Below are 20,692 nucleotides of genomic sequence, written 5' to 3' on the forward strand. Positions count from 1 at the left end.
GGCCCGCCGGCTACTGCTGGTGGACGAGGCGGTCGAGGTCGGGTTGCCGGTCGAGCACCCGGTACTTCTGCGCGAGCTCGGCGAGCTTCTGCAGGCTCGACCGGTCGACGTCCCAGCCGAACGCCGGGAGCCGGACCGACTCCGCCACCGGCGGCGGCAGCTGGAGGTTGTCCTTGATGGCCTGTCGCACGGCCGTCTCGTTGGCCGGGTCGCGGGCCCATTCCAGGGTCTTCTTCATCGCCGCCGAGAAGTCCTCGACCAGCTTGGCGTCCTTCTCGGTGCGTTCGGTGGTGGTGATGGTGGTGAGGGTGGCCAGGCCGGGCACGACCGCCTGGTAGGGCGCGACGACGAAGGTGTCGCCCCGGCTCTTGAGCTGGGTGACGAAGGGCTCCGGCACCCAGGCCGCATCGATGTTGCCGGCCGCGAGTTGGGCCGGAGCGTCGGGGAAGGCGACCTCGACGAACTTGATCCGGGTGGGGTCGCCGCCGTCCTTCTCGACCGCCGCCATGATCGTGACGTCGCCGGCGGCGCCCAGGCTGTTGACCGCGACCCGTTTGCCCGCGAGGTCGGCCGGTCGCCTGATGCCGGACCTGGCCGAGGCCACCACGGCGTTGATGTCGTCGCCGTCGGCGTACGAGGAGGCGTAGTTGCCGATGATGACGACGCCGAGCTTCTGCAGGTCGGCCCGGAACGGGCCGAAGGGCTGGCCGATGGCGAAGTCGATGTCGCCGTTCATCAGCGCGGGGATGGCCTGCGCGCCGCCCTGGGCGGGCAGCACCTCGACCTGGAGCCCACGCTCGGCGAAGAGGCCCGCCTTGATGCCGCCCCACAGCGCGGCGGTCTCGGTGATGGGCAGCGCCGCGACCCGCACCTTGCGCAGGTCGCCCGAGGTCTGCGCGGACGGGGTGGACGCGTCGGAGTCGGTACATCCGGTGAGGGCGATCGCGGTGACGGCGATCAACCCGAGAGCCATGACCTTCTTCATTGACGAGGCCCTTCCTGGGCGGGGGTGGTGGGGTGCGTCGGAAGCCGGCGGGACATGCCTCGGATCTGCGGGTGCACCGACCGCTGCGTGGGGGCGCACGCCGCTGTGGTGGCCATGGTCAGCCACCCCGGCATCGAAAGTCAAGAATCTCTGACGCCCGTCAGGAATTAGTTGAACGACGCTGTGTCGTGGTGGCGTCGCTCCCACCGGTGCCCGGGCAGGAGGGGGCCGCCACCCCCGGTGACCGCGCTTCCGCAGTGGCCTGTCCGAGGTGGTCAGACCTCGGGCAGGCCCACGTAGTTCTCGGCCAGGCTGGTGGCATAGGCCCGGGAGGTGGCGACGTACCGCAGCGTCGCGGTCTGCAGCTTCGTCTCGTACGGGTCGTCGTGCGCCAGCCGGTGCAGCATCGAGGTCATCCACCAGGAGAAGTGCTGCGCCCGCCAGACCCGACGCAGCGCGGTTGCCGAATAGCCCGCCAGCAGGTCGGTGCGCCGGTGGTCGTACCAGGCGGCGAAGGCGTCCCCGAGCAGCGCGACGTCGGCCAGCGCCAGGTTCATCCCCTTCGCGCCGGTCGGCGGGACGATGTGCACCGCGTCCCCCGCCAGAAACAGCCGCTCCCACTGCATCGGCTCCACCACGAAGCTGCGCATGCCGGTGACGGACTTCTCCAGCACCGGCCCCTCGGTCAGCGACCAGCCCGGCACCGTCTCCAGCCGGGTCCGCAGCTCCGCCCAGATCCGCTCGTCCGGCCAGTCGGCGAGGTCGGCGTCCGGGGCGACCTGGAGGTAGAGCCGGGAGATCTCCGGGGAACGCATGCTGTAGAGGGCGAAGCCCCGGTCGTGGTGGGCGTAGACGAGTTCCTCCACCGCCGGCGCGGCGGCGGCGAGCACGCCCAGCCAGGCGACGGGGTACACCCGTTCGTAGCTGGTCAGCACCCCCTCGGGCACCGCGCCCCGGCTCACCCCGTGGAACCCGTCGCAGCCGGCCACGAAGTCGCAACGCAGCTCCTCCTCGCGCCCGTCGCGTCGGAAGTGGACGATCGGCGAGTCCGTGTCGAGGCCGGTCAGGCGGACCACGTCGGCGTCGAACAGGATGGTGCCGTCGGCCGCGAGCCGGGCGGCGATCAGGTCCTTGACCACCTCCTGCTGCCCGTAGACGGTGATCGCCCGTCCGGTCAGCTCGGTCATCGGCACCCGGTGCGACTCGCCGGCGAAGCGCAGCTCGATGCCCTCGTGCCGCAACCCCTCCCGGCGCAGCCGCTCGCCGAGGCCGGCACGGCGGAGCAGGTCGACCGAGCCCTGTTCGAGGACGCCGGCCCGGACCCGGTGCTCGACGTGGTCCCGGCTGCGGCTCTCCAGCACCACCGACTCGATGCCGTGCCGGTGCAGCAGGTGCGACAGCATGAGTCCGGCCGGTCCGGCGCCGACGATGCCGACCTGGGTACGCATCCGCGACCTCCTCGTTCCCCGCCCGCTGCCCGTCCGCACGGGAGCGTGACCGGGTCTTCCCGGGAGGGTGGACCTCGGCCCGGCGGGCACTGCGCCGTGTTCGCTCAACGAACGGCTGTTCTCCTTCTGAACGTTGGCACGCGGCCCGGCCGCCGTCAACGCGTTGACGGATACCGTTGTCCGCCCGTACGTTCGACATGGGTACGACGGTCCGCATGGCGAACAGCCGGGGTGGCCCAGATCCGTGGGAGGTGGGGAAGCGCATGGCGAAGCTGGTCCCGCTGGCCGACGGCGTGGCGGACCTGGTCCGCGACGGTGACGTGGTGGCCCTCGAAGGGTTCACCCACCTCATCCCGTTCGCCGCCGGCCACGAGATCATCCGCCAGCGCCGGCGGGAGCTGACCCTGGTCCGGATGACCCCCGACGTCGTCTACGACCAGCTCATCGGGGCGGGTTGTGCCCGTCGCCTGGTCTTCTCCTGGGGCGGCAACCCGGGGGTGGGGTCGCTGCACCGCTTCCGGGACGCCGTGCAGCACGCCTGGCCGGGTCCGCTGGAGCTGGAGGAGCACAGCCACGCGGGGATGGCCAACCGCTACGTGGCCGGGGCATCCGGGCTGCCGTTCGCCGTCCTGCGCGGCTACACCGGCACCGACCTGCCCCGGCACACGGCCAACGTCCGACCGGTCGACTGCCCCTTCACCGGGGAGACCCTCACCGCCGTGGCGGCCCTGCGCCCGGACGTGACGGTGGTGCACGCGCAGCGCGCCGACCGGGCCGGCAACGTGCAGCTGTGGGGCATCACCGGGGTGCAGAAGGAGGCGGTGCTCGCCGCGCACCGGTCACTGGTCACCGTCGAGGAGATCGTGGACGAGTTGACCCCGGTGCCCGGGCAGGTCGTACTGCCGGGTTGGGCGGTCACCGCCGTGGCCGAGGTGCCCGGTGGCGCACACCCCTCCTACGCCCAGGGCTACTCGGTCCGGGACAACGACTTCTACCGGGCCTGGGACGCCGTCAGCCGGGACCGGGACACCTTCCGCGCCTGGCTCGACCGGCACGTGCACCGGGCCGGAGTGGCGACGTGAGCGGGGAGAACACGATGGCGGACTGGACCGCGGACGAGATGATGACCGTCGCCGCCGCACGACAGCTCCGCGACGGCACCGCCTGCTTCGTCGGGATCGGTCTGCCCAGCACGGCGGCGAACCTCGCCCGGGCCACCCACGCCCCCCACCTGGTGCTCGTCTACGAGTCCGGCTGCCTCGGTGCGAAACCGGACCGGCTCCCACTGTCCATCGGCGACGGCATCCTCGCCGACACCGCCGACGCGGTGGTGTCGGTGCCGGAGGTGTTCAACTACTGGCTCCAGCCCGGCCGGATCGACGTGGGCTTCCTCGGCGCCGCGCAACTCGACCGGTACGGCAACCTCAACACCACTGTCGTCGGCGACGACTACGCCGCCCCGGGGGTCCGGCTGCCCGGCGCCGGTGGGGCACCGGAGATCGCCGCCTCCTGCGGCGAGGTCGTGGTGATCGTCCGGCAGAGCCGCCGCACCTTCGTCGACCGGGTCGACTTCGTCACCTCGGTCGGGTACGGGGCGGGCCCGGGCGACCGGGAACGGCTCGGCCTGCGCGGCGGCGGCCCCCGCCTGGTGATCACCGACCTCGGTGTCCTCGAACCCGATCCGGTCACCTGCGAGCTCACCCTGACCCGGCTGCATCCCGGCGCGACCCGGGAACAGGCGCGGGCGGCCACCGGCTGGGACCTCGCCGTCGCCGACCCACTGACCACGGGCGACCCGCCCACGGCAGACGAGCTGTCGGTGCTGCGCGCGCTGGAGGCGACCACGCACGGCACCCCCGGCCGGGCGGGTGCCCCCACCGGCCGGCGACCGGCTGATGCCCCCACCGGCCGGCCGGTGGCCGTGGTGCCGGACGCCTGAGGGGAGACGACGATGACCGGGGACACCACCCACCGGGTCGGCGGCGCGCCGGTGCTGCCGGCGTACCGGCGCGACGACGTCGACGTCCACCCGCCGCTGCTCAGCCCCGACTACCTGTCGACCGTGGCGCGGGCGCCGCGGCAGCCGCTGGCCCACCTGCCGCAGCGGCTGACCGAGATCACCGGGCCGTTGCTGGGCGAGGGACGGCTCGGCCACCTCGACCACGACCTGACCCGCCAACACGACGGGGAACCGCAGGGGCAGCGGATCATCGTGCACGGCCGGGTCCGCGACGGCGACGGCCGCCCGCTGCCGCACACGCTTGTCGAGATCTGGCAGGCCAACGCCGCAGGGCGCTACCGGCACGCGAACGACACCTGGCCGGCCCCGCTCGACCCGCACTTCGACGGGGTGGGCCGGGCACTCACCGACGACCAGGGGCGCTACCGGTTCGTCACCGTGCGGCCCGGCGCCTACCCCTGGCGCAACCACGACAACGCCTGGCGGCCGGCGCACATCCACTTCTCGCTCTTCGGCCGGGCGTTCACCCAACGGCTGGTGACGCAGATGTACTTTCCCGGCGACCCGCTCTTCTTCCAGGACCCGGTGCTGCACTCGGTGCGCGACCCGAGGGCCCGGGAACGGCTGGTCGCCCGCTACGACCACGCCGCCACCGTGCCGCAGTGGGCGCTGGGGTACGAGTTCGACCTCGTGCTGCGCGGCCGGGAAGGCACCCCCTTCGAGGACGGGGACGACGATGAGTGAACGGCTGGGGGTCACCCCGGCGCAGACCGTCGGGCCGTACCTGAGCATCGGCCTGCACTGGCCCGACGGCCCGTACGTCGTCCCCGAGGGCACCCCGGGGGCGTTCTGGATCCGGGGCCGGATCGTCGACGGCACCGGAGCACCGGTGGTCGACGCGCTGGTGGAGAGCTGGCAGGCCGACCCGGACGGCCGGTTCGACCATCCGGACGACCCGCGCGGCGCCTGGCCGCCCGCGCTCGCGGGGTTCCGGGGCTTCGGCCGCAGCGAGACCGACGACCAGGGGTGCTACCGGCTGCTGACCGTCAGGCCGGGTTCGCTGCCCGACCCGGACGGCGGCACCGAGGCCCCGCACCTGAACCTGTCGGTTCTCGGCCGGGGGCTGCTGCACCGCCTGGTCACCCGGCTCTACTTCCCCGACGAGCCGGCGGCCAACGCCGTCGACCCGGTGCTGCGCAGCCTGGACGCCGACCGCCGCGACACGCTGCTGGCCGCCACCGCGCCGGACGGGTTCCGCTTCGACATCCGCTTGCAGGGTGACCGTGAGACCGTCTTCTTCGCCGTCTGACGGCCTGCTCTCCGGCCTCTCCGGCACCCCCGACGTGGACGCGGAACTCGGCGACCCGGCCCTGCTGCGGGCACTGCTCGACGGGGAGGCCGCACTGGCCATGGCCGGGACGGACGCCGGTGTGCTGCCCGCGTCGGCGGCGGATGCGATCGTCGCCCGGTGCCGCCCCGAGCGGTACGACCCGGTCGCGCTCGGCCGGGCCGCCGACGCCGCCGGCAACCCCGTCGTCCCGCTCGTGCGGGAGCTGACCGCCGCCGTGCCCGAGCACGCCCGCCCCTGGGTGCACCTCGGGGCGACCAGCCAGGACATCCTGGACACCGCGCTGAGCCTGGTGGCCGTGCGGGCGCTCGGTCCGCTGCTGGGTCACCTCGACGCCGCCGTCGAACACTGCGCCCGGCTCGCCGAGACCCACCGGGACACCGTGCTGGTCGCCCGGACCCTAGGGCAGCACGCGGCACCCACCACCTTCGGGCTCACGGCCGCCGGGTGGCTGACCGGCCTGGCGCAGGCCCGGGACCGGCTGCGGCAGGCGCGGGTCGGGCAACCCGCCCAACTCGGCGGTGCGGTCGGCACCCTCGCCGCGCTCGGCCCGGCCGGGCCCGAGGTCGCCGCGCGGTTCGCCGTACACCTGGGATTGCCCACGAGTGCGCTGCCCTGGCACACCCGCCGGCAGCCCCGCCTGGACCTGGCTGCCGCGCTCGGCGGGGTGCTCGCGGCCACCGGCAAGGTCGCCCTCGACGTGGGCCTGCTCGCCCGGACCGAGATCGGCGAGGTCGCCGAGGGTGGCGCCGGTCGGGGTGGCTCCTCGGCCATGCCGCACAAGCGCAACCCGGTGGACTCGATCCTGATCGGTGCCGCCGTACGACGTGGTCCTGGTCTGGTCGCCACCCTGTTCGCCACGGCGGTGCAGGAACACGAGCGGGCCACCGGCGGCTGGCACGCCGAGTGGGAGCCGCTGTGTGACCTGCTGCGCCTGGCCGGTGGTGCCGCCGGCCGGTGTGCCCGGCTGCTGGCCGGGCTGCAGGTCCGTCCGGAGCGGATGCGGGCGAACCTCGACGCGACAGGTGGGCTGGTGCTCGCCGAGGCCGTCGCCGCGCGGTTGGCCCCCGCTGTCGGGCGTACCGTCGCGCACGACCTGGTCACCCGGGTCGCGGCCGCACCCTCGTTCCGGGCCGCGCTGCTCGCCGACCCCGAGATCCGCGCGCACCTGTCCGAGGTGGAGGTCGACGAGGCGCTCGACCCGTACCGCTGGCTCGGGTCGGCCGGCCTGTTCGTCGACCGGGCGCTGGCCGCCGTCCGGGCGGCGGGGGAGTGACCTCCCGGCTGCACCTCACCGTCGACGGTCCGGCCGCCGCGCCGGTGCTGGTGCTCGGCAGTTCCCTCGGCACCACCGGCGCGATGTGGGAACCGCAGGTCCCGGCGCTCGCCGAACGGTTCCGGGTGATCCGGTACGACCACCTGGGTCACGGCCGCTCGGCGGTGCCGGCCGGGCCGTACACCCTGGATCTGCTGGGTCGGGAGCTGCTGCGGACGCTTGACGACCTCGGCGTGCCGTGGGTCCACTACGCGGGGCTGTCCCTCGGCGGCATGGTGGGGATGTGGCTCGCCGCGCACGCCCCCGACCGGGTGCGGCGGCTGGCGCTGCTCTGCACGTCGGCGTCGCTCGGCCCGGCCGAGCGGTGGCGGGCGCGGGCGGCGACGGTACGCGCCGGTGGTCTCCCGGCGATCGCCGACGCGGTGGTGGACCGCTGGTTCACCCCGGCGTTCGCCGCCGCCCGCCCGGACGTGGTCGCCGCACACCGGGCCATGCTGACCGCGACCTCCCCGGCCGGTTACGCGGCCTGCTGCGAGGCGATCGCTGCCATGGATCTGCGCCCCGCGCTGGGCCGGATCGACACGCCGACACTCGTCGTCGCGGGCGCGGACGACCCGGCGACCCCGGTGGCGCACGCCCGGGAGATCGCCGCCCGTATCCCCGGTGCGCGGCTGGTCGTCCTCGACGCGGCGGCGCACCTGGCCAACGTCGAGCAGCCCGCGCGGGTGGGCCGACTCCTGCGGGAACACGTCGACGAGGAACCGGGTGGATGATGGACGACCGCGAGCGGCACGAGACCGGCATGACGGTACGCCGACAGGTGCTCGGTGACGCGCACGTCGACCGCGCGGTCGCCGACACCGACGAGTTCACCGCCGACTTCCAGGACTTCATCACCCGCTACGCCTGGGGCGAGGTGTGGAGCCGACCGGGGCTCGACCGGCGTAGCCGCAGTGTGGTCACCCTCGCCGTGCTCGCCACCCTGCACCACGACGAGGAATTGGCGATGCACGTGCGCGCCGCGCTGGGCAACGGCCTGAGCCGTCAGGAGGTGGCGGAGGTGCTGCTCCAGGTGGGCGTCTACGCTGGCGTACCGGCGGCGAACCGGGCGTTCAGGGTGGCCCGGGAGGTCCTGCGGCAGGAGGCTGGGTGAGGGTGGGCGGGGAGGCGGCGCGGTCGCCGGAGTTCGTGCAGTCGCTGGAGCGCGGACTCGCGGTGATCCGGGCGTTCGACGCCGAACATCCGCAGCTCACCCTGAGCGAGGTGGCCCGGCGGACCGGGCTGACCCGGGCCGCCGCCCGCCGGTTCCTGCTCACCCTCGTCGAGTTGGGGTACGTGCACACCGACGGCCGGCTCTTCTCGCTGCGACCGCGGATCCTCGCCCTCGGCTACGCCTACCTGTCGGGCCTGGGCCTGCCCGAGATCGCGCAGCGGCACATGGAGGCACTTGTCGCGCAGGTGCACGAGTCCTGCTCGGTGTCGGTGCTCGACGGCGACGAGGTGGTCTACGTCGCCCGGGTGCCCACCAAGCGGATCATGACGGTCGGCATCAGCGTGGGCACCCGGTTCCCCGCGTACGCCACCTCGATGGGCCGGGTGCTGCTCGCCGCGCAACCGGCGGACTGGTTGGACGACTACCTCACCACCGCGCCACTGCGGCCGTTGACCCGGCGCACCGTCACCGACCCGGTGAAACTGCGCGCACTCCTGACGAAGATCGCCGCCCAGGGGTACGCGATCGTCGACCAGGAGTTGGAGGAGGGACTGCGGTCCCTGGCCGCGCCGATCCACGGCGAGAACGGTTCGGTGATCGCGGCGGTGAACCTCTCCGCCCACGCCACCCGGGGGTCCTTCGAGCTGATCCGGCGGGAACTGCTCCCACCGCTGCTGGCCGCCGCGCGGCGGATCGAGGAGGACCTGCGGGGAGCCGGCTCTTCTCCCGCCGCGAGCACCGTCACCTGACCCGGTAGAGGCGGGTCGTCGGCTCCACGACGGCGGTCAGCAGCGCGCCGGGCACGAGTCCCGGGTCGTCGGGCCGGATCGTGTCCGCTTCGAAGGTGGCGAAGCCGGGTCCACGGATCCGCAGGTGGAGGACGAGCCCCGGGTCCTCACCACCCAGGTGGGGTGCCACGGTGAGGATCTCGGCAGTGGCGGCGACACCGGCGGCGTCGAGTTGCCGCGCGTCCCGGCGGGACCGGCTGACCACCCGCCAGCCGAAGGCGCCGAAACCGACCCCGACGATCGTGGTGAACACCTCACCGGCGAGCAGGCCCCAGCGCTCCCCGGGCGGCACCGGCAGGCCCCCCGTCAGGTCGGCGGCGAGCAGGACCGGGCCGGGTAGACAGATAGCCAGGAACAGCAGCCGGCAGAGCAGTGCGCCGACCGGCCCGATGGGCGTTTCCGCCTCCCGGGGTGCACTCGTCATGCCGGCACCCTAGAACACCGGTGCGTCGTTGCGGCGCCCCGCTCGTCGTTCCGGCGCCCTGGCGCTTCTCCGCCGCCGTCCCGTCCGCCCCCATGTGCGGCGGGCCGGTGCCCAGGCACCGGCCCGCCAAACGGTCTGCTCCACCGGCTGTGCGGTGGGTGGTCAGCCTCCGGCGCAGGTGACGGTGGCGCCGGTGCCGCTTCCGGTGCCCTGGAACCCGAAGCTGGTGCTCTGCCCCGCGCCCAGTCGGCCGTTGTAGCTCTGGTTGGTGACGGTGATGGTGCCGCTCGTCCCGCTGGCGACGCCGTTCCACACCGAGCTGACCGACGTGCCGCCTGGCAGGGTGAGGGTGACCCGCCAACCGGTGAGCGCGCTGGTCCCCGCAGTGACGCTGACGTTGGCGACGAATCCGCCGTTCCACTGGTCCTGCACTGCGTAGCCGGCGGTGCAGCCGGTGTTCCCGCCGGGCGGCGTGGTGGGCGGTGGGGTGGTCGGCGGCGGCGTGGTCGGCGGGGGAGTCGTGGGTGGCGGCGTGGTGGGTGGCGGCGTGGTCGGCGGTGGGGTGGTGGGCGGCGGGCCGTCGAGCGTCAGGTTCTTCTGCTGGACGGCCCACTGGGTGCGGCACAGCCCGCAGTCGGGGCCGACGAAGTTGCTGCCGGCGGTGGTGTCGCCCTTGAGTCGCCACTTGAGGTAGAGCACCGCCACCCGGCCGAACTCGCCGCCGTTGGGCTGGTCGTACGTGCCGCCGTGGCCGACGTTCAGGTTGCCCATGAAGGCGGGCAGCCCGGCCGGCAGCTTGCCCCAGTCGTCGACGGCGTTCGGGTAGGCGATGTCGCTGGGCCCGCCGACGAAGTAGGCGATCGGCTTGGTGAGCCGTCTGAGCTGGTAGTCGTCGGCGTCGTTGAGCAGGCCGCTGCTGAAGATGCCGGTCGTGGTGACGCGCGGGTCGTTGGAGACGGCGTACGCCTCCAGACCGCCGCAGGAGAAGCCCGCCACGGCGACCTTGCCGGTGTCGATCCGGTTGTAGTACTTGCTGCCCTGGCGGGAGTTCTCCGCGACCGCCCAGTCGATGGACTGGGTGAGCATCTGCGAGTTGGTGGAGCCGGAGGCGTTCGGCCCGCCGTTGGCGATGGCCAGGAAGCCGTGGGAGGCGATCTCGCGGAGGAAGTTGCCCTGCGACAGGCCGTTGGCCGAGCAGCCACCGTTGCCCCACACCAGGATGGGCAGGCGTTCCGACGGCAGGGTCTGGGGCCGGAAGATGGTGTGGTTGGGCAGGCTGGTCGAGGTCTCGTAGTCGGCCGGATATGGGCCCGAGCCGCCGACCGCGGCGTCGGCCGGTGTCGCGCCGAGCACCATGAGCACGGAGGCCGCCGGCACGATGGCGGCCACCAGGCCCGCGTAGATCTTCGATCTCCTTGTCATGCATCCTCCAGCGGACGTCGGCGATGGCACCCCCTGCGGCGGCGGTGGCGACTGTGCGGCCGGGCCCCGACCGGGGAGGTCGGCGCCGGCCATGGGTCGGGTCGGCGGGGACGCGTCGACCACCCGGCCGCAGTCCCGCAGGCGGTCGGCGGTGTGCGGTCACTATCACCGAGGCAACGATAAGTGTCAATGTGTTGCCCGGCTGGTGGGCCGTGGACGTGGTCAGCCCGGCCAGGAAGGTCTCCCTGGCCTGCGGGCGGGGCCAGGGGTTCGGCAGCAGGTGCGGGGGCGGATCCGGGTCGGTGTCGGCGAACCGTCGCCAGCAGTCCATCTCGACAGGACCTGGGCCCGGGGTGAACGGAGGTCGTCGGCAGGCTGTTCGGCGATCACCTCACCAGATCGTTCCACCGCCCCGCGCAGCGCCGGTCGGGCCCGCAGCGTCCCACCCGGCCCGTGACATGATGACGCCCATGGGCAAGCAGCAGGACGTCGGTGGGACCGACCGTCACAGTGGGTCGGGTGCCGCGGCGCAGGGTGCGACGGATGGCGGGGTCGACGCCCGACTCGCCATCGCGCAGGATCCCGGCACCACCCACCTGGCGCTCATCGACCTGGCCGCCGACCCGTCGGCGGTGGTCCGCAAGGCGGTCGCCAGCCGTCCAGACGCGCCGGCACAGGCGCTGCGACCGCTGGCCCGTGACGGTGACCGGCACGTCCGGGAGGCGGTGGCGAAGAACCCCTCGACCTCGATCGCCAACCTGCTGCGCCTGGTCAAGGACGCCGACCGTTGGGTCCGCTGGGCGGTCGCCGGCAACCCGGCCTGCGACGAATCGGTACGGCGGGTGATGGCGCAGACTGCGGACAAGGAGCTTCGTGGTCTGCTCGCCGAGTCGCGGGACCTGGAGCCCGAGTTGGCCGCCCGGCTGGTCGCCGACGTCTCACCCGAGGTGCGGGAACGGCTCGCCATCCACACCCACGACCCCGAGGTGATCACCGCGTTGCTGGCCGACCGGACGGCACGGGTGCGCAAGGGGCTGGCCCGCAATCCGCGCACCACCGCCGCCCACCGCAGCGCGCTCGCCCAGGACCCGGTGCCGGACGTCCGCGCCGCGCTGGTGCTCGCCGTCGCGCTGGATGAGGCGGATCTGCGCCTTCTGGTCGACGACCGGTCGGTGCAGGTGCGGATGGCCGTGGCGACGTCGGAGGTCGTTCCGCCGCACCTGCGGCAGGTGCTCGCCGACGACCCCGACGAGATGGTGGCCGGTGCGGCCCGGGAGTTTCGCCCCGGATCGGGAGCCTCCCCGGTGGTACGCGCGCCGCGCGTCGGCCACCGGGCTGCGGGGGCCGGTCGCGGCCGGCCGGGCAACAACACCGGGCGCTGAGTCCGGCCCGTACCACCGGTCCTCCCCTGGCGGCCCGTGGGACCCATTGGCATCTGCGGGGGGTCTTCCCGGCGGGTGGATCGTGCGCGAAACTTCTCGGGCGGATTGACCGGGGTGGCTCTCTTCGGTTCCTTCCGACCGGACGGTAGCATTGTGTGGCTGTACACGGGACAGGAGGCCACCAATGGCGCGTGCGACGTCTCGCCCGGAGTCGACCCGACGCCGGCAACGCTGGCCGGACGGGTACGACCCGGAGAACACCCGCAACTCGTTGATCACGAGTGCGCTGGGGCTGATCGAGCAGCGTGGCTTCGACCGTACCTCGGTGCAGGAGATCGCCGACCAGGCACAGCTCACCAAGGGTGCCTTCTACCACCACTTCGCCAGCAAGGACGACCTGCTGCGGCACATCCAGGAGGAGTACCTGGAGGCGCAGCTCGCCGCGATCCAGAAGATCGAGGCGGACAGTGACGACCCGACCGTCCGGGTGCGGGAGCTGATCCGGTTCAGCCTCACCAGCGTGGCCGAGTACCGGGCCCACGTGACGATCTTCTACCAGGAGCGGCGCTATCTCACCGGTGACCTGTTCGCCGAGGTGACCCGCAAGCGTGGGCTGGTGGAGGCGGCCTTCGCCGGGATGATCGCCGACGGCGTCACCCGGGGTGTGTTCCGCGCGGACGTCGACCCGCGGATCGCCACCTTCGGGCTGGTCGGCATGTGCGCCTGGGCCTACCAGTGGCTCAACGTGGGTGGTCCGCTCAGCGTCGACGAGGTGGCCCGCCAGTTCAGCGCGATGGTGCTGGAGGGCCTGTCCGCCTGACCGCCCGGCCCGGTGGCTGATCCGGTGGCGTCGGCATGCCCGTGGGCGGCCGGGGACGGGCGCTCGGTGACCTGGCCCGGACGGGGCGCCGGCCCGCAACGCCGCCGTCAGGCGGATGGATCGTCCGCCGGGTGACCGTCAGCCGATCGTCAGTCGGCGAGCAACTGGCGGGCCATGACGATGCGTTGGACCTGGTTGGTTCCTTCGTAGATCTGGGTGATCTTGGCGTCGCGCATCATGCGTTCGACGGGGTAGTCGCGGGTGTAGCCGTACCCGCCCAGCAACTGCACCGCGTCGGTGGTGATCTCCATCGCCGCGTCCGACGCGAAACACTTGGCCGCCGCACCGAAGTAGGTCAGGTCGGCGTCGCCGCGCTCGGACTTCCCCGCCGCCGCATACGTCAACTGCCGGGCCGCCTCCAGCTTCATGCCCATGTCGGCGAGCGTGAACTGCACGCCCTGGAACTCCGCGACCGCCTTGCCGAACTGCTTACGCTCCCGCACGTAACCCTTGGCGTAGTCGAGTGCGCCCTGGGCGATCCCGACGGCCTGGGCGGCGATCGTCACCCGGGTGTGGTCCAGGGTCCGCATCGCGGTGCCGAACCCGGTCCCCGGCTCACCGATGATCCGGTCGGCCGGAATCCGCACGTTGTCGAGGTAGACCTCCCGGGTCGGGGAGCCCTTGATACCGAGCTTCTTCTCCGGCGCGCCGAAGCTGACCCCCGGGTCGGACTTCTCCACCACGAACGCCGAGATCCCCCGGGACCGGGCGGCCGGGTCGGTCACCGCGAACACCGTGTAGAACTCCGAGACACCGGCGTTGGTGATCCACCGCTTCACCCCGTTGAGCACCCAGTGATCACCGTCACGCACCGCCCGGGTGCTCATCGACGCCGCGTCACTGCCCGCCTCCGGCTCCGACAGGCAGTACGAGAACATCCCCTCACCCGAGGCGACCGGCGGCAGGTAGCGACGCCGGAGTTCTTCCGACCCCGCCAGCAGCAGCGGCATCGTGCCGAGCTTGTTGCCGGCCGGGATGAGGGCGGACGAGGCGCAGGCGCGGGCCACCTCCTCGATCACGATCGCGGTGGCCAGGGCGTCCGCCCCCGCGCCGCCGTACTCGACGGGGATGTGCGGGGCGTGGAAATCGGCGGCCCGCAGGGCGTCGTAGCCGGCCCGGGGGAACTCGCCGGTCTCGTCGGCGGTGGCGGCGTGCGGCGCGACCTTGTCGTCGCACAGCGCCCGGACGGCCTCCCGGACCGCCGCGTGCTCCTCGGGCAACTGGTACGCCTCGAACACCGCAAACCCCCTCGTCGAAATGCCTGCCGGAGATAATACCAGCCGGTCGGTATGAAAGGCATCCCTTGAGTTGTCCGATCCGGAGGTGTTAGATACCCACCAGTCGGAATGTAGGAGGCCGGATGACCCGCGCGGTCCGGGCAGGCATGGACTTCATCTCCGCGCTCGACCGGGGCAGCCTCGGGGCCTGGCCCGGCTGTGCGCCGGGGACGCGACCTGGTGGGTGGACACCGGCCCGGACCGACGCGGTGGCGACCCGGTCCTCGCTCCGCACGGCAGCGGGCGCTTCCCGTTGCCCGCGGCGTTGGCGACGGCGCTGGCCCCGTGGCCGGCCCTGGCCCGGGGCGACCTCGACGCGTTCGGCGCGCTGTTCACCGCCGACGCCACCTGGTGGACCGACTCCGGCCGCCGCCGCGACCTCGGCCGGCAGCACCGGTGGGGCGACCTCGACGCCGGCCCGTTGCACGGCCGGGTCGCGATGACCGGCAAACTCGCCGCGTTGCGGGCGCGGCTGGCCGGCGGGGCGTACCGGTCGGCCGCCGTCGAGGTGACCGCCGAGCGGTGGGTCGTCGACGACACCCTGGTCGCCGTCGAGGCCCGGGGCGAAGCCACCCTCGGGGACGGCTCCCGCTACCAGAACCGCTATCTCTGGGTCGTCGACGTCCAGCCCGGGGGCATCGCCGGGGTCCGCGAGTACTGCGACACCCTGCACGTCGCCGACCTGATGGGCCACGACGCGGAGGTCGGTCGATGACCCTGCCCTTCACCGACCTCAACCACGTGCTGACCACCACCCGGTCGGTCCGGCTGCGCCTCGACTACGACCGCCCGGTGCCGATCGGCCTGATCGGCGAGTGCCTGCAACTCGCGGTGCAGGCCCCCACCGGCGGCGGCGCGGAGGACTGGCGCTGGCTCGTCGTCGGCGACCCGACCCTCAAGGCCGAGTTGGCGAAGCTCTACCACGCCGCCTACCAGGAGTACGTGCACCAGCCGCTGCACAGCGCGGCGGGCGCGGACAGCGACCTCGTCCGGGGCCGCCTCGGCGGTGTCGACGCCGACGGCACGGTCAGTGCCCGGACCGCACGCATCCTCGCCGGTGCCGAACACCTCGCGCGGAACATCGGCCGGGCCCCGTACCTCGTCATCCCCTGCGCGACCCGGCCCGACCCGGCCACCGGTGGCCCCGGCACCAACTCCGCCCTCTACGGGTCGCTCTATCCGGCGATCTGGCAGTTCAACCTGGCGTTGCGGGCCCGGGGGCTCGGCACGGTGATCACCACCCTGCACCTGCACCACGCGGCGTCCGTCGCCGTGCTGCTCGGCATCCCCGACGACGCGGTGCAGATCACCATGCTGCCGGTCGCGTACACAGTCGGCACCGACTTCAGGGTCGCGGCCCGCCGGCCCGTCGACAGCGTCAGCTATCTCGACCGGTGGGGGACGCCGTTGCCCTACCGGGACAAGCCCGTCGACCGCCTCACCGGAGAGGACCACGGATGAGCAGCAAGGTGATCACCGACATCGACGAGGTGCTGACCACCACCCGTGCGGTGCGCCGCCGGATGGACCTCGACCGACCCGTCGGCCGGGCCGTCATCGAGGAGTGCCTGCGCCTCGCGCAGCAGGCGCCGATGGGCTCCAACCTGGAGGACTGGCGGATCGTCGCGGTCGACGACCCGACGCTCAAACGGCAACTGTCCCAGCTGTACACCGAGATCTGGGACGCCACCGTCGCGCAGCCTCTGGCCGGCGGCGAGGCGGCGACCACCGCCCGGTTGTCGCCGAGTGTCCGCGCCGACCCGCAGGCCCAGGCGCGACAGCACCGGGCCACCCGGGTACGCGAGGTGCTCGGCCTGCCCGACGACTGGCGACCCGTCACCCTCGCCCCGGTCGCCTACACCCGGGGGCTCGACTTCCGCCCCGCCGTCCGGGCCGACCTCGCCGACGTGGCGAGTTGGAACGGGCCCACCGAGCGGGCCGGATCGGCGGCGTGATGAGAGCCGCCCACGTCCTGACGCCCTGCGCCGACGACCCGGTCGACGCGCTGCGGGTCGGCGACCTCGCCGCCCCGGTGGCGCCTGCGGGCTGGGTGGAGGTCGAGGTCCGGGCCGGCGCGCTCAACATGCACGACATCTGGACGCTGCGTGGCATCGGCACCACGCCGCCCGCCGGGCACCGGGTCATCGGCAGCGACGCGGCCGGCGTCGCCGGGGACCGGGAGGTGATCGTCTACCCCGTGCTGCCCACCGCGCCGAACGGCCGGACCGTCCGCCACGCGCGGCTGCTCCCCGATGCCGGGCACGGGGTCCTCGCCGAACGGATCGTGGTGCCGGCGGCGCACCTCGTCCCCAAACCGGCCGGGCTGAGCTGGGCCGAGGCGGCCAGCCTCCCGACGGCCTGGCTCACCGCGTACCGCATGCTGTTCACCAGGGCGGCGGTCGCCCCCGGGCGGGTGGTACTGGTGCAGGGCGCGGGCGGCGGGGTCGCGACCGCCGCGATCGGCCTCGCGGTGGCCGCCGGTGCCACCGTGATCGTCACCTCCCGATCCCCGGCCAAGCGGGAGCGGGCGCTGGCCCTCGGCGCGGCCGTCGCCCTGGACAGCGGCGCGCGGACGCCGGAACTCGCCGACATCGTCGTCGAGACCGTCGGCCCGGCCACCTTCGCCCACTCGACCCGCTCGACCCGGGCCGGCGGGACCATCGTGGTGTGCGGTGGCACGAGTGGTTTCACCGCCGAGTTGGACCTGCCGCGCCTGTTCGCCCGGGAGATCAGCGTGCACGGCGCGACCATGGGCACCCTGGACGAGTTCGTGGCGCTTGTCGGGTTCGTCGACACCCACCGGGTCCGGCCCACCGTCGACAGCGTCGTCGACCTCGCCGACATCCGCGTCCAGGCCGGCCGGATGCTCGCCGGCACCGGGTTCGGCAAGCTCTGCGTGAGCCTCACGTGACCTCCGTGGTGCTGACCCGGCGGGGGGCCGCCCTCTGGGCGCGGATCGACCGTCCCGGTGCCGGCAACGCCTGCGACAGCACGGTGCTGGCCGGGCTCGAACGGTGGCTCGCCGGCGCGGCCGACCCGGACGTCCGGGTGCTCGTGCTCACCGGGACCGGCCGGAGCTTCTGCGCCGGGGCCGACCTCGCCGAGGCCACCGCCCTGCTCGGGGACCTGCCCGCGCTGCTGACCTTCCTCGACCGGGGCCGCCGCCTGGTACGCGGCATCCGGGCGGCCCCGGTGCCCACCGTCGCCGCGGTCAACGGGGCGGCCTTCGGTGGCGGCCTCGAACTGCTGCTCGGCTGTGACCTCGCCGTCGCCGCCGACAGCGCCCGGATCGGCGACCGGCACCTCGCCGTCGGCCAGGTACCCGGCTGGGGGTCCAGTGCCCTGCTGCCGCTCGCCGTCGGCCCGGCGCTCGCCCGCCGCCTGCTGATCACCGGCGAGACCTGGTCGGCCGAGGAGTCCGCAGGTCGGGGACTGGTCAGCGCGGCGGTGCCCGACCATCACCTCGTCCCGCACGTCGACGCGCTGACCGAGGCGATCGCGGCCCTCGACCAGTCGGCGGTCCGGCGGATGCTGGACCTCGCCCGTCCGGTGGTCACCGACGCCGCCTGGGACCGGGAGTGGGCGACCCTCACCACGCACCTCGCCGGCCAGGCGGCCGCCGTGGACCTACCACCGGAAACGGAGTCCCACCGATGCGCGCCATGAGACGAACCACCGTCGACACCCCGAGCGACCTGCTGGAACTGGTCGGCGCGGAACTGGGCGTCAGCGCGCCGCAGGTGGTGACCCAGCAGCAGGTCGACCAGTTCGCCGACGTCACCGGGGACCACCAGTGGATCCACGTCGACGTCGAGCGGGCCCGGTCCGGGCCGTTCGGCAGCACCGTCGTGCACGGGTTCCTGACCCTGGCGCTCGTCCCCCGGCTGCTCGCCGACATCCTCGAGGTGCGGACCTTCTCGATGGGGGTCAACTACGGCCTCGACCGGGTCCGGTTCATCAGACCGTTGCCGCCGGGCACCGCGATCCAGGCCACCGCGACCCTCGTCTCGGCGACACCGATCGCCCCGGCGGGGGAGGGCTCGGCCGGCGGGGTGCAGGCCAAGGCGTCGGTGGTGGTGGAGTTCGCCGAGGCGTCGCAGCCCTGCTACGTGGCGGAGATCCTGTTCCGCTACTACGACGCCTGAGACCGGTTGCCGGCGCTCACTCGGTCGCCGTCCGGGACGGCGTGACGAACCGCCCGCGGTAGAACGACAGCGCCGGCACGTCCGTCGGCTTCAGGTGCACCTGGTCGACGTCGAGCAGGATGATCACGTGGTCCCCGCTGGTGACCACCTCGTCGCGCCGCCCGGTGAGGATAGCCGGGGTGTCCGGCAGCAGCGGTACGCCGTCCGTGCCGGGTACCCAGGACACCCCGGCGAGCCGTTCGGCCCCGGACAGGCCGGAGGTGGCGAACCTGCGGGCCACGTCCTGCTGGTCCTGACTGAGGATGTGGATCGCGATCCGGTCGGACGCCAGCAGGACCGGGAAGCTCGACGAGAAGCTGGTGACGCAGAAGAGCACCTTCGCCGGTTCCAGCGAGACCGAGGTGAACGAGTTCACGGTCAACGCGGCGACGACGCCGTCGGCGGTCACCGCGGTCACCGCCGTCACGCCGGTGGGGAAGTGTCCGCACACCTGGCGGAACTCGGCGGAGTCGAACAGGGGCTCGGCCATCATCGGTTCACCGCCGGGTCGCAGGAGTCGTGGTCGGGACGGAGCCCGTCTTCGAGCTGGATGAGGCAGAGGGTGTGACCGTCCGGGTCCTTCACCAGGTGCAGGCGTCCGTGCGGGCTGTCGACCGGCCCGACGGTCGGCAGCCCGCCGAGGGCGGTCACCCGGGCCAGCGCCTCGTCGAGGGACGCGACGGCGAAGTAGGTGATCCACTTCGACGGGATGAGGTTCGGCCAGGCGTTGTCGAGGGCGAGGACCCCGGCGACGGGGACGTCCCCGAGCATCAGGACGGTGTAGGGCCGGGTGGTCGGTGAGTCGTCGCGCTGGGCGGTGGTGTAGCCGAACAGGGCGCGGTAGTAGGCCACCGACTCGGCGGGCTCGCCGGTGTCCAGCTCGTTCCAGCACAGCGCGCCCACCGAGTTGACCGCCTGGACGCCGACGCGCGACTCACCCTGGTAGAGGCCGAAGGCGGCGCCGAAGGGGTCGACGACCGCCGCACCGGTGCCGGCCGCCGGCAGGTAGCGCGGTGGCGTGACCAGTTCGCCGCCGAGCGCCACCGCCTGCCGCGCGGAGGCGGCGACGTCGTCGACGGCGAAGTAGGCGAGCCAACCGCGGGGCCGGCCGCCGTGCAGGGTCGTGGCGTCGGAGATCCCGGCGACGTCCCGCCCGTCGATGCTGCACATCCGGTAGGTGGTGGCACCCAGCCGTTCGGCGCGGACCGTCCACCCGAGCAGCGCGCCGTAGAAGGCCTCGGCCCGCTGCGGGTCGGGGGTGCACAGCTCCACCCAGACCGCCTCGCCGGGCTTGAAGCGGGGGCTCATCCGCCTGCTCCCCGGGTGGTGCGGCCCGCGACGACCGTGCGCGCCGAGATGTCGTACGCCTGGTCGGCGGTGCCGGTGGCCAGGCTCGATTCGACCACCTCGACCACCGCCCGCAGGGTGGCACCCGGCACGGCCAGCAGGGTGTCGACGAGGTCGTCCACCGCCCGGTCCAGGTCGTCGTCGGCGACCACCCGGACGACCAGGCCCCAGCCGAGGAGTTGTTCGGCGGTCGCGGTCGCCGCGCCGGTCAGCAGGTGGTAGGCCTGCTGCCGGGGCACCGACCGGGCGATCGTGTGGCCGACACCGGCGGGGGCGAAGCCGTACCGCGCCTCCGGGAGGGACAGCCGGGCGTCTGTGGCGGCGACCGGCAGGTGCACGGCGCTGAGCAGACCGACGCCGAACCCGATGATCCGCCCCCGGACGCCGGCGACGACGGGCACGGGCAGCCGTCTGATCCGGTGCAGCGCCGCGTCGCTGGCCCGCAGGTCGGCCGCGACCGCCTCCCGGGTGGCGTCGGCCAGCGCGGCGAAGGAGGAGGTGTCCCAGCCGGCACAGAAGTGCTTCCCTGCCAGGTCGAGGCGGACGACCGCACACCTGTCGTCGGCTGCGGCGGTCTCCAGGGTGTCGACGAGGTGGTGCAGCGCGGCGCTGTCGAAGCAGTTGCCGCGTGCCGCGTTGTCGTAGCGGACCCGGGCGAGGCGGCCGTCGTGCCCATGAGTGAGGGTGATGGTCACGGCAGCATCATACATACCGGTCGGTATGAATACAACGTCGCTGGTCGGCCGGCCTTTGTCACG

At 73.4% G+C, this 20,692-nt stretch carries 24 protein-coding genes; 16 read left to right on the forward strand and 8 right to left on the reverse strand.

All coding sequences use genetic code 11. The features are described from left to right. Positions 1-10: 10 nt before the first annotated feature. Complete coding sequence (locus OHQ87_RS06735) at positions 11-973, reverse strand: ABC transporter substrate-binding protein (protein WP_328345955.1); 963 nt, start codon at positions 971-973, stop codon at positions 11-13. A gap of 287 nt (positions 974-1,260) precedes the next feature. Continuing rightward, positions 1,261-2,433 (reverse strand): 4-hydroxybenzoate 3-monooxygenase, encoded by a 1,173-nt coding sequence (locus tag OHQ87_RS06740; protein ID WP_328345957.1) that lies wholly within the window; start codon positions 2,431-2,433, stop codon positions 1,261-1,263. Between the two features lie 263 nt (positions 2,434-2,696). Between OHQ87_RS06740 and OHQ87_RS06745 the strand changes: the two genes are divergently transcribed. From OHQ87_RS06745 to OHQ87_RS06780, 8 genes are read left to right on the forward strand one after another with little or no spacing between them, the layout of a single operon-like run. Next, entirely contained in the window at positions 2,697-3,515 is an 819-nt protein-coding gene (locus OHQ87_RS06745) for a CoA transferase subunit A (protein WP_328345959.1), read from the forward strand. Between the two features lie 14 nt (positions 3,516-3,529). Further along, the gene (locus tag OHQ87_RS06750; RefSeq protein ID WP_328345961.1) at positions 3,530-4,372 is read left to right on the forward strand and encodes a CoA-transferase subunit beta; all 843 of its coding nucleotides are present in this window, start codon (positions 3,530-3,532) and stop codon (positions 4,370-4,372) included. A 12-nt stretch (positions 4,373-4,384) separates the two neighbouring features. Next, complete coding sequence (gene pcaH / locus OHQ87_RS06755) at positions 4,385-5,137, forward strand: protocatechuate 3,4-dioxygenase subunit beta (RefSeq protein ID WP_328345963.1); 753 nt, start codon at positions 4,385-4,387, stop codon at positions 5,135-5,137. After that, a complete protein-coding gene (pcaG, locus tag OHQ87_RS06760) occupies positions 5,130-5,702 on the forward strand; it encodes a protocatechuate 3,4-dioxygenase subunit alpha (RefSeq protein ID WP_328345964.1) in 573 nt (190 codons plus the stop codon). Before pcaH ends, pcaG begins: the two co-directional genes overlap by 8 nt. Then, positions 5,671-7,017, forward strand: a complete 1,347-nt coding sequence (gene pcaB, locus OHQ87_RS06765) for a 3-carboxy-cis,cis-muconate cycloisomerase (RefSeq protein WP_328345965.1) — start codon at positions 5,671-5,673, stop codon at positions 7,015-7,017. The genes pcaG and pcaB overlap by 32 nt, the downstream gene beginning before the upstream one ends. Then, the gene (pcaD, locus tag OHQ87_RS06770; protein WP_328345967.1) at positions 7,014-7,790 is read left to right on the forward strand and encodes a 3-oxoadipate enol-lactonase; all 777 of its coding nucleotides are present in this window, start codon (positions 7,014-7,016) and stop codon (positions 7,788-7,790) included. Before pcaB ends, pcaD begins: the two co-directional genes overlap by 4 nt. After that, positions 7,787-8,170 carry a 4-carboxymuconolactone decarboxylase gene (pcaC, locus tag OHQ87_RS06775; protein ID WP_328345969.1) on the forward strand — a complete coding sequence of 128 codons (384 nt, stop codon included), beginning with the start codon at positions 7,787-7,789 and terminating at the stop codon, positions 8,168-8,170. The genes pcaD and pcaC overlap by 4 nt, the downstream gene beginning before the upstream one ends. Further along, positions 8,167-8,979, forward strand: coding sequence for an IclR family transcriptional regulator (locus tag OHQ87_RS06780; protein ID WP_328345971.1), 813 nt, complete (start codon positions 8,167-8,169; stop codon positions 8,977-8,979). Before pcaC ends, OHQ87_RS06780 begins: the two co-directional genes overlap by 4 nt. On the opposite strand, the gene OHQ87_RS06785 is transcribed toward OHQ87_RS06780, so the two are convergent. Beyond that, positions 8,972-9,442 carry a hypothetical protein gene (locus tag OHQ87_RS06785; RefSeq protein ID WP_328345973.1) on the reverse strand — a complete coding sequence of 157 codons (471 nt, stop codon included), beginning with the start codon at positions 9,440-9,442 and terminating at the stop codon, positions 8,972-8,974. The genes OHQ87_RS06780 and OHQ87_RS06785 overlap by 8 nt on opposite strands. 162 nt (positions 9,443-9,604) lie before the next feature. Beyond that, a complete protein-coding gene (locus OHQ87_RS06790; protein ID WP_328345975.1) occupies positions 9,605-10,864 on the reverse strand; it encodes a cellulose binding domain-containing protein in 1,260 nt (419 codons plus the stop codon). Positions 10,865-11,334: 470 nt separating this feature from the next. On the opposite strand from OHQ87_RS06790, the gene OHQ87_RS06795 reads away from it, so the two are divergent. Continuing rightward, positions 11,335-12,246 (forward strand): hypothetical protein, encoded by a 912-nt coding sequence (locus OHQ87_RS06795; RefSeq protein ID WP_328345976.1) that lies wholly within the window; start codon positions 11,335-11,337, stop codon positions 12,244-12,246. 184 nt (positions 12,247-12,430) lie between these two features. Next, on the forward strand, positions 12,431-13,066 hold the full coding sequence (locus OHQ87_RS06800; protein ID WP_328345977.1) for a TetR/AcrR family transcriptional regulator: 636 nt from the start codon (positions 12,431-12,433) through the stop codon (positions 13,064-13,066). Between the two features lie 149 nt (positions 13,067-13,215). Here the strand turns inward: OHQ87_RS06800 and OHQ87_RS06805 are convergent, their stop codons facing one another. Next, the gene (locus tag OHQ87_RS06805; RefSeq protein ID WP_328345979.1) at positions 13,216-14,364 is read right to left on the reverse strand and encodes an acyl-CoA dehydrogenase family protein; all 1,149 of its coding nucleotides are present in this window, start codon (positions 14,362-14,364) and stop codon (positions 13,216-13,218) included. 223 nt (positions 14,365-14,587) lie between these two features. Here OHQ87_RS06805 and OHQ87_RS06810 point away from each other — a divergent pair, with 223 nt between their 5' ends. The 6 genes from OHQ87_RS06810 to OHQ87_RS06835 are packed head-to-tail and all read left to right on the forward strand — an operon-like array spanning position 14,588 to position 18,548. Continuing rightward, positions 14,588-15,118, forward strand: coding sequence for a nuclear transport factor 2 family protein (locus tag OHQ87_RS06810; protein ID WP_328345981.1), 531 nt, complete (start codon positions 14,588-14,590; stop codon positions 15,116-15,118). Beyond that, positions 15,115-15,864 (forward strand): nitroreductase family protein, encoded by a 750-nt coding sequence (locus OHQ87_RS06815; protein ID WP_328345983.1) that lies wholly within the window; start codon positions 15,115-15,117, stop codon positions 15,862-15,864. The genes OHQ87_RS06810 and OHQ87_RS06815 overlap by 4 nt, the downstream gene beginning before the upstream one ends. Next, on the forward strand, positions 15,861-16,358 hold the full coding sequence (locus OHQ87_RS06820; RefSeq protein ID WP_328345984.1) for a nitroreductase family protein: 498 nt from the start codon (positions 15,861-15,863) through the stop codon (positions 16,356-16,358). The genes OHQ87_RS06815 and OHQ87_RS06820 overlap by 4 nt, the downstream gene beginning before the upstream one ends. Further along, complete coding sequence (locus OHQ87_RS06825; protein WP_328345986.1) at positions 16,358-17,314, forward strand: zinc-binding dehydrogenase; 957 nt, start codon at positions 16,358-16,360, stop codon at positions 17,312-17,314. Before OHQ87_RS06820 ends, OHQ87_RS06825 begins: the two co-directional genes overlap by 1 nt. Beyond that, positions 17,311-18,069, forward strand: a complete 759-nt coding sequence (locus OHQ87_RS06830) for an enoyl-CoA hydratase/isomerase family protein (RefSeq protein ID WP_328345988.1) — start codon at positions 17,311-17,313, stop codon at positions 18,067-18,069. The genes OHQ87_RS06825 and OHQ87_RS06830 overlap by 4 nt, the downstream gene beginning before the upstream one ends. Continuing rightward, positions 18,066-18,548, forward strand: coding sequence for a MaoC family dehydratase (locus OHQ87_RS06835; RefSeq protein WP_328345990.1), 483 nt, complete (start codon positions 18,066-18,068; stop codon positions 18,546-18,548). The genes OHQ87_RS06830 and OHQ87_RS06835 overlap by 4 nt, the downstream gene beginning before the upstream one ends. A 16-nt stretch (positions 18,549-18,564) precedes the next feature. On the opposite strand, the gene OHQ87_RS06840 is transcribed toward OHQ87_RS06835, so the two are convergent. From OHQ87_RS06840 to OHQ87_RS06850, 3 genes are read right to left on the reverse strand one after another with little or no spacing between them, the layout of a single operon-like run. Next, positions 18,565-19,080, reverse strand: coding sequence for a flavin reductase family protein (locus OHQ87_RS06840; RefSeq protein WP_328345991.1), 516 nt, complete (start codon positions 19,078-19,080; stop codon positions 18,565-18,567). Beyond that, positions 19,077-19,895: a VOC family protein gene (locus OHQ87_RS06845; protein WP_328345992.1), complete on the reverse strand. Its 819-nt coding sequence runs from the start codon at positions 19,893-19,895 to the stop codon at positions 19,077-19,079. The genes OHQ87_RS06840 and OHQ87_RS06845 overlap by 4 nt, the downstream gene beginning before the upstream one ends. Beyond that, positions 19,892-20,629, reverse strand: a complete 738-nt coding sequence (locus tag OHQ87_RS06850; RefSeq protein ID WP_328345993.1) for an enoyl-CoA hydratase/isomerase family protein — start codon at positions 20,627-20,629, stop codon at positions 19,892-19,894. The genes OHQ87_RS06845 and OHQ87_RS06850 overlap by 4 nt, the downstream gene beginning before the upstream one ends. Between the last annotated feature and the right edge of the window lie 63 nt (positions 20,630-20,692).

The sequence above is a fragment of the Micromonospora sp. NBC_00421 genome (assembly GCF_036017915.1).
Classification (GTDB): Bacteria; Actinomycetota; Actinomycetes; order Mycobacteriales; family Micromonosporaceae; genus Micromonospora.

Excerpts from the sequence above, each read along its gene's own strand:
- OHQ87_RS06735 (WP_328345955.1), bottom strand. The coding sequence starts at position 973 with ATGGCTCTCGGGTTGATCGCCGTCACCGCGATCGCCCTCACCGGATGT.
- OHQ87_RS06740 (WP_328345957.1), bottom strand. The coding sequence starts at position 2,433 with ATGCGTACCCAGGTCGGCATCGTCGGCGCCGGACCGGCCGGACTCATG.
- OHQ87_RS06745 (WP_328345959.1), top strand. The coding sequence starts at position 2,697 with ATGGCGAAGCTGGTCCCGCTGGCCGACGGCGTGGCGGACCTGGTCCGC.
- OHQ87_RS06750 (WP_328345961.1), top strand. The coding sequence starts at position 3,530 with ATGGCGGACTGGACCGCGGACGAGATGATGACCGTCGCCGCCGCACGA.
- pcaH (WP_328345963.1), top strand. The coding sequence starts at position 4,385 with ATGACCGGGGACACCACCCACCGGGTCGGCGGCGCGCCGGTGCTGCCG.
- pcaG (WP_328345964.1), top strand. The coding sequence starts at position 5,130 with ATGAGTGAACGGCTGGGGGTCACCCCGGCGCAGACCGTCGGGCCGTAC.
- pcaC (WP_328345969.1), top strand. The coding sequence starts at position 7,787 with ATGATGGACGACCGCGAGCGGCACGAGACCGGCATGACGGTACGCCGA.
- OHQ87_RS06785 (WP_328345973.1), bottom strand. The coding sequence starts at position 9,442 with ATGACGAGTGCACCCCGGGAGGCGGAAACGCCCATCGGGCCGGTCGGC.
- OHQ87_RS06790 (WP_328345975.1), bottom strand. The coding sequence starts at position 10,864 with ATGACAAGGAGATCGAAGATCTACGCGGGCCTGGTGGCCGCCATCGTG.
- OHQ87_RS06795 (WP_328345976.1), top strand. The coding sequence starts at position 11,335 with ATGGGCAAGCAGCAGGACGTCGGTGGGACCGACCGTCACAGTGGGTCG.
- OHQ87_RS06800 (WP_328345977.1), top strand. The coding sequence starts at position 12,431 with ATGGCGCGTGCGACGTCTCGCCCGGAGTCGACCCGACGCCGGCAACGC.
- OHQ87_RS06815 (WP_328345983.1), top strand. The coding sequence starts at position 15,115 with ATGACCCTGCCCTTCACCGACCTCAACCACGTGCTGACCACCACCCGG.
- OHQ87_RS06820 (WP_328345984.1), top strand. The coding sequence starts at position 15,861 with ATGAGCAGCAAGGTGATCACCGACATCGACGAGGTGCTGACCACCACC.
- OHQ87_RS06825 (WP_328345986.1), top strand. The coding sequence starts at position 16,358 with ATGAGAGCCGCCCACGTCCTGACGCCCTGCGCCGACGACCCGGTCGAC.
- OHQ87_RS06835 (WP_328345990.1), top strand. The coding sequence starts at position 18,066 with ATGAGACGAACCACCGTCGACACCCCGAGCGACCTGCTGGAACTGGTC.
- OHQ87_RS06840 (WP_328345991.1), bottom strand. The coding sequence starts at position 19,080 with ATGATGGCCGAGCCCCTGTTCGACTCCGCCGAGTTCCGCCAGGTGTGC.
- OHQ87_RS06845 (WP_328345992.1), bottom strand. The coding sequence starts at position 19,895 with ATGAGCCCCCGCTTCAAGCCCGGCGAGGCGGTCTGGGTGGAGCTGTGC.